Origin of the sequence: Pinibacter soli, from assembly GCF_029961145.1 — a bacterium.
GTDB classification, from domain to species: domain Bacteria; phylum Bacteroidota; class Bacteroidia; order Chitinophagales; family Chitinophagaceae; genus Pinibacter; species Pinibacter soli.
This window is the reverse complement of record NZ_JASBRG010000008.1, coordinates 109,434-120,033: the sequence shown is the minus strand read 5'-3', so window position 1 is coordinate 120,033 and position 10,600 is coordinate 109,434. Positions and strand designations below refer to the sequence as shown.

Below are 10,600 nucleotides of genomic sequence, written 5' to 3'. Positions count from 1 at the left end.
GCATGTTACGCCCGTAGAGACGCATGATAATGCGTCTCCGTAACACCCAAATGACCAGTGCAATTTATTAGGATTGGCACGCATGAATGTCGGTGCAAGGTTCGTTGGATGACGACGCAGCCCGAATTTCAGGAGACGCATTGTCATGCGTCCCTACGATCAATTATTTTGAATGAAAAACCACCTGCTGGTTCTTCACATGGAATTTTAAATCGGAACTTTTTGTAAGGGAATTGAGAAATTCCTCGATCGGTTTATTTTTTTCAACAGTGCCTGTAAACCTTTTATTAGCAAGGGTTTCCTCTTCAATTACCACTTCCATATTGTACCATCTTTTTATGATGGATTGCAAGTGACGCAAATCCTGGTTGTTAAATACATAGATGCCTTTTAACCACGACAGGGTAACATCTTCTTCAAAATCTGCAATTTGAAATTTACCGTTATCGATCGTTGCTTCTTTACCAGGAATAAGCACAGTATCCTTACCGTTATGCGCCTGCAATGCAACCTTTCCGGTTACCAAAGAAGTTTTTTCAGGTTCGTCTTCGTAGCATATGATATTGAATTCTGTTCCCAAAACTTTTACGTTCATCTCAGGACTTTTCACAATAAACGGTCTGCTGCTCTGATGAGTCACTTTAAAAAATCCTTCACCTTTGATAGAAACCGTTCTGGTATCGCCTGAAAAAGATAATGGAAACCTGAATTCTGTTAGTGCATTCAACCACACCTCAGATCCATCGGGAAGCACCATGTGGTAATCCTTTCCCGCAGGAACGTATATAGTATTGTATTCGTCTTTGTTGAGCTTTTCCTTACTGGCAGATGTTAAAATGCTCCCGTCTGTCAGCCTAAAAGAAGCATCTGAACCTGACTGCTCCACATTCATTTCCTGTTCGCCGCTCGGAATTTCAATGGCTTTTCCGTTGGACATTCTCAACACGACGCCTTTGTACGCCAGTGCCGGATGCTTTTCCTTTTTATTAAACAGCAACACAGCTCCGCCAACAGCTATTACAAAAAATAATGCGGCAAAAACGAGCGATTTTTTTCTTGTAAAAAAAGTAGACGACCCTTTCTGAACGCTTATAGTTGGAGAAATTATCAGTTGACTTTCTATTTTTTCCCAGGCTTTCTTGTCATCAAAGTCATTGGCGGCTGTGCCGGCAGAAAAAAGATCATGCGCATTCTTCATGTCGAGCCATAGTGCTTTCGCCGATTCGTTTTCCTGTATCAGCAGCTCCAATTCATCATTTTCCTGCGGAGTAATTTCTCCCATAAGCTTCTGGACGATGAGTTGTTCTATATGGTCTTGATCAAATGGCATAAGTTCATTTATGTATAGAGTGTTTTTTTCAAAAATCAGGTGAAAGGATTTCTATGTTTTTTAAACATTTTTTTCAAATCAATGCTTTGTTCGCCCGATATCAATTTATTGTCCCTTCATGGCCTCCCGTAAACGGCTCATGGCAATCTTCAATTGTGTTTTTACTGTGTTAATTGACACGCCCAAAACATCCGCCGCTTCCTGGTAACTCTTCTTTTCAAAGTATACCAGCTGAAAGATCTGCTTGCACTGTGTGGGCAATTGTTCTATTTCACCCTCCATTTTTTTAAACACTTCATCCATGTATTCTACATCATGATGATCGGAGGATGCATTTAAGGTAAGGTAATCGTCCATTCCTTCCTGCTCCCTTCTCGATTTGCGCAAATGGCTCAGGCAGGCGTGCCGTACGGAAGTTCCCAGGTAGGCTGATAATGAGGTCTCAATATTTTCGAATTTCTTATTGTTCCACAAATAAATGAAAGTCGATTGTACCACATCTTCAGCGTCCTCATTGTTCTTAAGCAGTAAATAGGCTTGCATGCATAACGGCTTGTAATACCTGGCAAATAATGCCCGGTATCCTTCAATCTGCCCTTCCTTGATCAATTGCAGTATTAAATGGTCGCCAAAATTACTCATGCCTAGCTTAGGTATTGAACAAATTAAAACAGATTTTCCCAGTAATTTTTAAATGCAGTGGAACTTTTTTTAGAGAACATCTTTTTACCTTATCGTGAACTCTCCTTTTTGCATAGTTGAAAAGTAGAATTATTCACTATTTTTAAGAACTCACAAACTCTAACAACCGTCTATGAAGTTTATAACAGCAGTATGCTGCCTGGCTTTATTAATCTTTGCAGGCTGCAAAAAAAATAACGATTCCGGTTCGTCAGCTTATCATATCAATTTCAAGGTAAATGGTGAGCAGCAAAACTTTAATTACCAGGCCACTTTTCAATATAGCGTTCCGCAAAATGTCGGCATTAACTTTTTCCGTGCGTCTCTACTAGATTCAGCATTAGAAGCAACACCTGACAATATTGAGTTCGCATTGAACGGCGCCAATGTTGCACATATTAATCCTGCTGATGTGCCCAAGTTCACGACAACATTAAATTTCAGCTACTACGATAAGGATGGCAAAAAATACGCTACTTCAAATCTTCCTCACAACACGGATGAATTCGTAAAACTCGAGATAACTGAAATTACCAACAAAGCGATCAAAGGCTCCTTTAGCGCAAAAGCGTACAACGGAACGAGTGCAGTGAGCATTACTGACGGGGAAATGTATGTGGAGAAACAGTAATTGTTTAAGTCTATCTGTCATTGAGGTCGAAGTGCGAGGTTTACCACTAAGACACTAAGGCCACTAAGTTTCGCAAAGAAATGGCTTAAATTTCAGGCACTCCTTAGGAGCTTAGTGCCTTTAGTGCCTTAGTGTTGAAAAAAACTCTTGCGCACATTTGGTAGGCGGATTACCACGAGGCAAACCAAACAACTAACAACTAGTTTTCTTTCTATCCAAATACTTCTCCCTTATTATGTCCTGCACCTGGCGGCCCTGTATCTTACTTTCAAGCCATGAAATGACATCGAGATATTGAAATGCGCGGGTTTCGAAGCGATTATTTTCCTGGTGCTTTAATTTATCCAGTAACTTTTCAAAAGCAGGTTTTATTTCCTTCGGAGAAAGTTGAAAGGCGCTGCGCAAAAATTTGAACATCTCCTCTTCCACCAAACTGAGGTTTTCCATTTTCGCCATGAAGCGATAAACAGATTTGGTGAGATATTCCAGCAGATCAAAATTGCCCAGTTCGTAATGGGCGATCAGGTGCAGCAGACGAGCGTAACATTGTAAGTCCGTGCGAAGGTCCACTTTCCAGTGAATGATTTTATTTAAATAATCAATTGCTTTTTCATTGTCGCCGCTTCCAAAGTATAAGCAGGCAATTTTATAATACAGCACCAAAATACGGTGGCGGTCTATCTGCAGTTCATATTCTTCAATCCTGTCCTCAATTTCCTGCACCAGGTAAAGGCCTTCCGTAAAAGTACCTTCCATAAAATGCTTGTTTATTTTTGCAGTGTAGAGGTAAATGAATGTCTGAATTTTCGTGTTGGCATTTTGCACCACTTCTTTGGTTTCTGAAAATTCTTCCAGCGCTTTAAGAACTTCCGCAAACTTACCGCGATTGCCCAGTGCAAAATGAGCACTTAGTAAGTTGTGCATTGCCTTCAGATAATAGATAGATTCTACAGGAATCATTTTCTTATTGTACTCAAAGAGGTCAAACCATTTTTGTGTGTAGCGATAATACTGGAGAAAATTTTGCTTTATAAACCCTTTCCAGCAATTACTTTGGTACCAGTAGAGCCTTCCGTAGAAACCCGTGATATTCTCTCCATCTATATTAACAAGGTGTCTTTCAAAAAACTTATCTACCTCTTCCTCGTCTTTTTCATTGCGAGCATGGCCATTTTTAATGTACCAGCTGTAAAGCAGCAGGGAAAGGTCTGAAAGCTGGCTGATGATATTCAGTCTTTTGTTTACGTAATCTGCCTGCTCGGTGAGTTTTTCTGCCCTGTCCTGCATACTGCGTGTAATGTGCAGCATTTCAATTTTTTTCTCAAAGAAAAGTGCCTGCTGCATGAAAGTGACCTGGTTGTGCTCCGAAGCGATTTCCTTTAGCTTTTCCAGCGTTTTCAAACTTTGCAAATAAAGGCCCTTGTTATAAAGGATCCTGGCAAAACCCATCAACTCATTTAGTTGAATATCAATATTATCTGCATCTTTTATAAGGCGAAGACTGGATAATATTTGTCTGTATAGGCTGGCTTTAATATTGGAAAGCTGCTGTTTTCGTATTTCGGGATTTTTCTTCAGTAAAAGCGGCTCATCGTAGTTTTCCATTTTATCCAGAGCATCAAAAAGTTGCACCGTTTTCAGGTCCTCGGTCGAACTATTCCTGTTTACATATAGCTTAAAATTCCTTTTTTCCGACTTTTCGAGCGATTTAATAAGCTGAAATAAAGCATCTGTTGAGCGGTTGGGCATCGTATTTACTTTTCTTTACAATTCAATGCTAATGAGCGTTTTAGCTAAATTTTGTCTTGATTGCATCCTGTAAAACACCCTTTACTTTGATTTTTTATCCCCCTTAGAGATAAATACTTTCGAATATGCAGGTTTATGTTATGCAAGTACACAAATTTAATGCAGACAGCGTTTTAAAAATCAATTTATTACTATGGCTTCAAATCAAATCCAAATTTTTGACACCACACTTAGAGATGGCGAACAGGTTCCCGGTTGTAAACTCAATACTTCTGAAAAAGTAGAACTTGCATTGGCACTCGAAGATTTGGGTGTTGATATTATCGAAGCCGGATTCCCTATATCCAGTCCGGGCGACTTTGCTTCTGTGGAAGCAATCTCTAAAGTAATTAAAAATGCAACGGTCTGTGGTCTTACACGTGCCGTGCAAAAAGATATCGAAGTAGCGGCAGCCGCATTGAAACATGCGGTTCGTCCACGTATCCACACAGGTATCGGTTCTTCTGATATCCACATCAAACATAAGTTCAACACTACCCGCGAAGACATTATTGAACGTGCAAGAAAAGCAACGATACTTGCCCGCAACCTCGTACCAGATGTTGAATTCTTCGCAGAAGATGCCGGCCGCGCCGATCTTCCTTTCCTTGCAAAATTGATCGAAACTGTTATCGCTGCGGGCGCTACAGTTGTAAATATTCCAGATACTACAGGCTATTGCTTGCCACATCAATACGGCGAAAAGATCGCTTACTTAGTGAACAACGTTCCTAACATCGACAAAGCGATCATTTCCTGCCATTGCCATAATGACCTTGGCCTTGCTACTGCCAACTCCATTGCGGGTGCTATTGCAGGTGCAAGACAAATCGAGTGTACCATCAACGGTATCGGTGAAAGAGCCGGTAACACTTCATTGGAAGAAGTAGTGATGATCATTAAAAAACATCACGATCTTGGTCTTTTCACGAACATTAAAACCGAAAAATTAAATCCACTTAGCCAACTGGTTTCTGACACCATGCGTATGCCGGTGCAGCCTAACAAGGCGGTAGTGGGTGCAAATGCATTTGCTCACTCTTCCGGTATTCACCAGGATGGCTTCTTGAAAGAAGCTACTACTTATGAGATCATGACCCCTGAAGAAGTTGGTGCCGGTGGTTCCAAGATCGTATTGACTGCAAGAAGTGGCCGTTCTGCACTGGCTCACCGTTTCCTGAAACTGGGCTTCGAATTCAACAGAAACGATATCGACACACTCTATAGCGAGTTTTTGAAAGTAGCCGACAAAAAGAAAGAAGTACTGGATGAGGATTTGAAAGCAATGGCGACACAATTTGCAAGCGCGTAAGAGAATGGAACGCCCGCCTGAATGACTTTAGTCGGGCAGGCAGATTGTCACGATTTTTTATGATTTTTTATAACGATCTGTAGAATTTAATCACACCCACAAAGACAAAAAAGAACGCAAGAACAAAAAGAAAAAGATCATAACAAATCTTCACAATCTTAAAAATCTGCGTTCCAAAAACATATAACATGAGCACATTATTTGATAAGATCTGGGACAAGCACGTGGTGAAGAGCATCGAGGGAGGTCCGTCTGTTTTATATATCGATAAACATTTTATTCACGAAGTAACTTCTCCTCAGGCGTTTGACGGTCTTCGCAAAAGAGGTATCCCGGTTCATAACGTAAAGCAAGTAGTGGCAACCGCGGACCACAACGTTCCTACGATCGATCAGCACCTTCCAATTAAAGAAGCATTGTCAAAAATGCAGGTGCAAAAACTGGTAGACAACTGTGCTGAATTCGGCATTGAATTATATGGTCTTGGTCACCCTTATCAAGGTATCGTTCACGTAATCGGGCCAGAGCTGGGCGTTACGCAACCAGGCATGACGATGGTTTGCGGCGACAGCCACACTTCTACTCACGGTGCTTTTGGTTCAATTGCTTTTGGTATCGGAACAAGTGAAGTGGAAATGGTTTTGGCAACGCAATGTTTGTTGCAAAGCAAACCAAAACAAATGCGCATTACCATCGATGGTGAATTGCACAAGGGTGTTACTTCTAAAGACATTATTCTTTATATCATTTCTAAAATATCTGCCAGTGGTGCAACAGGTTACTTCGTTGAGTACGCAGGCAGCGCTATCCGTGCATTGAGCATGGAAGCCCGTATGACCATCTGCAACATGAGCATCGAAATGGGTGCCCGTGGCGGTTTGATCGCTCCTGATGAAACAACCATCAACTACGTAAAAGGCAGAAAATTTGCTCCGCAAGGTGCTGACTGGGATAAAGCGGTTGCTTACTGGAACACATTACGCACAGATGATGATGCAAAATTTGATGTAGAAATCAACATCAAAGCAGAAGACATCGAGCCGATGGTTACTTATGGTACCAACCCTGGTATGGGCATTAGCGTGAACGAAAATATTCCTTCTGAAAAAGCGATCGACGAGAAAGAAAAACCTTCTTTCCTGAAATCACTCCAATACATGGGCTTTGAGCCAGGTGAAAAAATAAAAGGTCATAAAGTGGATTATGTATTCATTGGTAGCTGTACCAATGCGAGAATCGAGGATCTGAGAGCAGTTGCCTCTTTCGTAAAAGGCAAAAAGAAATCCGACGATGTGGAAGTATGGATCGTGCCGGGTTCTAAACAAGTAGAAGCACAAGCAAAAGAAGAAGGCATCGATAAAATATTTGAGGCCGCTGGATTCCAGCTTCGTCAGCCAGGTTGCTCTGCATGTCTTGGTATGAATGAAGATAAAATTCCTGCAGGAAAATATTGCATCTCTACCAGCAACAGAAACTTTGAAGGTCGCCAGGGCGCGGGTGCAAGAACATTGCTCGCCAGCCCATTGACTGCTGCTGCTGCTGCGATTACCGGTGTAGTAAGCGATGTGAGAGAAATGATTTAGAATACACGAATGCAGATCCTTAACATTGTGATGATTAGTTATGATCTTAATCAATCTTAACAATCATAAAAATCTGCGTTCTCCCTTCCGTCCTTTGCGTGAAACAAAACAAATTTTATGAGCGTAGCGAATACAACATATAGCCCGAACATAACATGGAACGCGGAGTTGTACGACACCAAACACAACTTCGTGTCTAAATACGGAGAGGATGTTTTGGAATGGCTGCAGCCTCAGCAAGGAGAACATATCCTTGACCTGGGTTGCGGAACAGGAGAACTGGCAGCAAAGATTCAGGCAACCGGAGCAATCGTGAGCGGCATGGACAAATCACCGGAAATGATCGCTAAAGCAAAGGCAACCTTTCCGGGTTTGACTTTCGAAGTCAAAGACGCGACGAACTTTTCTTTCAGCGAACCCTTTGATGCGATCTTTTCCAATGCAACATTACATTGGGTCACAGATGCAGAAAAAGCAGTGGCCCGTATGTACGACAACTTAAAAAAAGGCGGCAGACTGGTAATAGAAATGGGTGGCAGAGGAAATGTAAAAAGCATTGTGACGGCAGTGAAAAAAGCAATGGCCTCTGAAGGATTGTCTGATAAATTGTCAAATGAATTCTGGTTCTTCCCATCATTAAGCGAATATACAGTGATGCTGGAAAGAAACGGTTTCAGGGTAACAACAGCGGCTCATTTCGACAGACCCACCAAACTGGAAGGCGAAAACGGAATGGAGAACTGGATCAGAATGTTTGGCGGATTTTTCTTTTCGCAAATCTCTGCCGCAGAAAGCGAAACTGTAATCAAAAAAGCAGTCGAATATTTACGACGCGATTTTTATAAAGACGGCGTATGGTACGCAGATTATGTGAGACTGAGAGTGAAAGCCGTTAGGGTGTAACAACTAATTTCACGCAAAGGCGCAAAGAAGCAAAGGCCGCCAAGACTGCGTAAAAGAATTGACAATTATTGTAAGATAAGTTAAACGAAACTTATGCGCCTTTGCCCCTTACGTTGCTTTGCGTGAAACAAAAAACAAAAAAGACATTATGAGCAAACCTCTTAACATAGTAAAAAGCAGATTCGTTCCGATAGCAATTGAAAATATTGATACGGACCAGATCATTCCGGCACGTTTTTTAAAAGCTACCACTCGTGAAGGTTTTGGTAAAAATCTTTTCCGCGACTGGCGCTATAACAACGATAACGAACTGGAACCTAAAGCAGATTTTCCTTTGAACAATCCAAACTTCTCTGGTGAGATTTTGGTAGCGGGTAAAAACTTCGGTTGCGGTTCTTCAAGAGAGCACGCCGCATGGGCCGTTGATGATTACGGTTTCCGCGTGGTAGTGTCCAGCTTCTTCGCAGATATCTTTAAAAACAACGCACAGAACAATGGCGTGTTGCCGGTTACTGTGTCAGAAGAGTTTCTGCAAAAGATATTCGCACTTGGCAACGAAGCAACTTTGACTGTGAACCTGGAAGCGCAAACGATCACGATTGATGCTACAGGCGAACAGGCAAAATTTGACATCAACAACTATAAAAAAACATGCTTACTGAACGGCTACGATGACATCGATTATCTGCTGAGCATTAAGAATGAAATAAAAGAATTCGAAAAAGCATAGAAGAGAATGGCACACGGATGACACGGATTGGACTGATTTACACGGATTTCTCAAATTGAAGGTTTAATTAGCCATAAGAAAAAGATCAGTGAAAATCCGTTAAATCCGTGTCATCCGTGTGCAAACAAAAACAATGACCACCACTTCAACGATAGTAAACAATATTAAAATCACATGGCTTGGGAAAGCTGTGCTTGATGATATTTCGTTTACGCTTAACAAAGGTGAGCACCTTATGATCACAGGTGTTTCGGGAAGTGGTAAAACATTGCTTGCCAAAGCTATTGCCGGAAAAATTTTCCACGAAGGAACGATTGCTTTTCATGATACTAATGGTAATGCTGCACAGCCACACATCATTATGGTGGACCAGCATTACCACTTTAAGAACCGCTCCAATGTAAGCACCTTCTATTATCAGCAAAGATTCAATAGCATGGATGCGCAGGACGCGGCTACTGTAAGGGAAGAATTGGAAAATTGCATATCTGCCGTACAGACGGTTAATTATGCGTCTCCGGAGACAGATAATTATCTGTCTCTACTTGAAAAATTTGACATGGCGCATCGGATAGACGCGCCTTTGTTACAATTATCCAGCGGCGAACACAAACGCTTTCAAATCATCAAGACTCTTCTGCAAAAGCCCGATGTACTGATACTCGACGAACCATTTGTTGGTCTTGATATTGAGACAAGAAAAAAACTAAAAGCGCTGATCAATGAATTGGCAGCAAACGGAACAACATTCATCATCATTTGCGATCATGCTGATATACCATCGGCTATCACGCACGTGGCGTATTTGCAAGACGGACATCTGAAAGAATTTGCGCCAGCAAGCTCGTTTGATTCCCTACCCACAGTTGCTTCCAACACGATCACGAAAAAAGCGATCCCATCAAGTCCGTTAACACCGGATTTTTCCACCACCATAGAAATGAAAAACGTTTCTGTGAAATATGGTGGAAAACAAATTCTGCATAACATTGACTGGAAGGTGAACCGCGGAGAAAAATGGTTATTGAAAGGTCACAATGGTGCCGGAAAATCTACACTCCTAAGTTTAATCACTGGTGACAACCCACAGGCATACGCAAACGAAATCTATTTGTTTGACAAACGCCGCGGTTCCGGTGAAAGCATTTGGGACATTAAGAAAAATATCGGTTATGTTTCTCCTGAATTGCAATGGTACTTCGACAACACTGTTAATTGTTTCCAGGCGGTTGCTTCAGGATTATTTGACACAATAGGTTTATTCAAACATATCAATAAAGAACAGGAAGAGCAGGTAAATAAATGGCTCGACTATTTTGAACTAACTGCTTATGGGTCCAAATTATTATCGGCTCTTTCTGCCAGCCAGCAGCGACTTGCTTTGCTAGCAAGAGCAATGGTTAAAAATCCTCCCTTGCTCATTCTCGACGAACCATGCCAGGGATTGGATCAATTACAAAAAAACAATTTTATAGAACTCGTGGATGCTTTGTGCGAGGACGATCAGCGAACACTTATTTATGTAAGCCACTACGCGGAAGAAGTTCCGGAGGCGGTAAATAAAATGATTCTTCTCGAGCACGGCAAAGCAACCATACAAGAGTACCCGCAAAAAAATTTATTAACTGCTTAATTAAACACA

The 10,600-nt window shown here is 41.5% G+C and carries 9 protein-coding genes; 6 read left to right on the top strand and 3 right to left on the bottom strand.

Annotated features, from left to right (window positions below):
* Positions 1–163: 163 nt before the first annotated feature.
* Positions 164–1,330: a FecR family protein gene (locus QJ048_RS23000; protein ID WP_282336815.1), complete on the bottom strand. Its 1,167-nt coding sequence runs from the start codon at positions 1,328–1,330 to the stop codon at positions 164–166.
* A gap of 105 nt (positions 1,331–1,435) precedes the next feature.
* On the bottom strand, positions 1,436–1,972 hold the full coding sequence (locus tag QJ048_RS22995; protein WP_282336814.1) for an RNA polymerase sigma factor: 537 nt from the start codon (positions 1,970–1,972) through the stop codon (positions 1,436–1,438).
* A 172-nt stretch (positions 1,973–2,144) separates the two neighbouring features.
* Here QJ048_RS22995 and QJ048_RS22990 point away from each other — a divergent pair, with 172 nt between their 5' ends.
* A complete protein-coding gene (locus QJ048_RS22990) occupies positions 2,145–2,642 on the top strand; it encodes a hypothetical protein (protein WP_282336813.1) in 498 nt (165 codons plus the stop codon).
* A gap of 192 nt (positions 2,643–2,834) precedes the next feature.
* On the opposite strand, the gene QJ048_RS22985 is transcribed toward QJ048_RS22990, so the two are convergent.
* Positions 2,835–4,391: a hypothetical protein gene (locus QJ048_RS22985; protein WP_282336811.1), complete on the bottom strand. Its 1,557-nt coding sequence runs from the start codon at positions 4,389–4,391 to the stop codon at positions 2,835–2,837.
* 193 nt (positions 4,392–4,584) lie between these two features.
* Between QJ048_RS22985 and QJ048_RS22980 the strand changes: the two genes are divergently transcribed.
* The 5 genes from QJ048_RS22980 to QJ048_RS22960 all read left to right on the top strand — a co-directional run bounded on the left by QJ048_RS22980 (position 4,585) and on the right by QJ048_RS22960 (position 10,591).
* The gene (locus QJ048_RS22980) at positions 4,585–5,742 is read left to right on the top strand and encodes a 2-isopropylmalate synthase (protein ID WP_282336810.1); all 1,158 of its coding nucleotides are present in this window, start codon (positions 4,585–4,587) and stop codon (positions 5,740–5,742) included.
* A 188-nt stretch (positions 5,743–5,930) separates the two neighbouring features.
* Positions 5,931–7,325, top strand: a complete 1,395-nt coding sequence (leuC, locus tag QJ048_RS22975; RefSeq protein WP_282336809.1) for a 3-isopropylmalate dehydratase large subunit — start codon at positions 5,931–5,933, stop codon at positions 7,323–7,325.
* 117 nt (positions 7,326–7,442) lie between these two features.
* On the top strand, positions 7,443–8,228 hold the full coding sequence (locus QJ048_RS22970; RefSeq protein WP_282336808.1) for a class I SAM-dependent methyltransferase: 786 nt from the start codon (positions 7,443–7,445) through the stop codon (positions 8,226–8,228).
* 148 nt (positions 8,229–8,376) lie between these two features.
* Entirely contained in the window at positions 8,377–8,958 is a 582-nt protein-coding gene (leuD, locus tag QJ048_RS22965) for a 3-isopropylmalate dehydratase small subunit (RefSeq protein WP_282336807.1), read from the top strand.
* 133 nt (positions 8,959–9,091) lie between these two features.
* Positions 9,092–10,591 carry an ATP-binding cassette domain-containing protein gene (locus tag QJ048_RS22960; protein WP_282336806.1) on the top strand — a complete coding sequence of 500 codons (1,500 nt, stop codon included), beginning with the start codon at positions 9,092–9,094 and terminating at the stop codon, positions 10,589–10,591.
* Positions 10,592–10,600 lie beyond the last annotated feature (9 nt).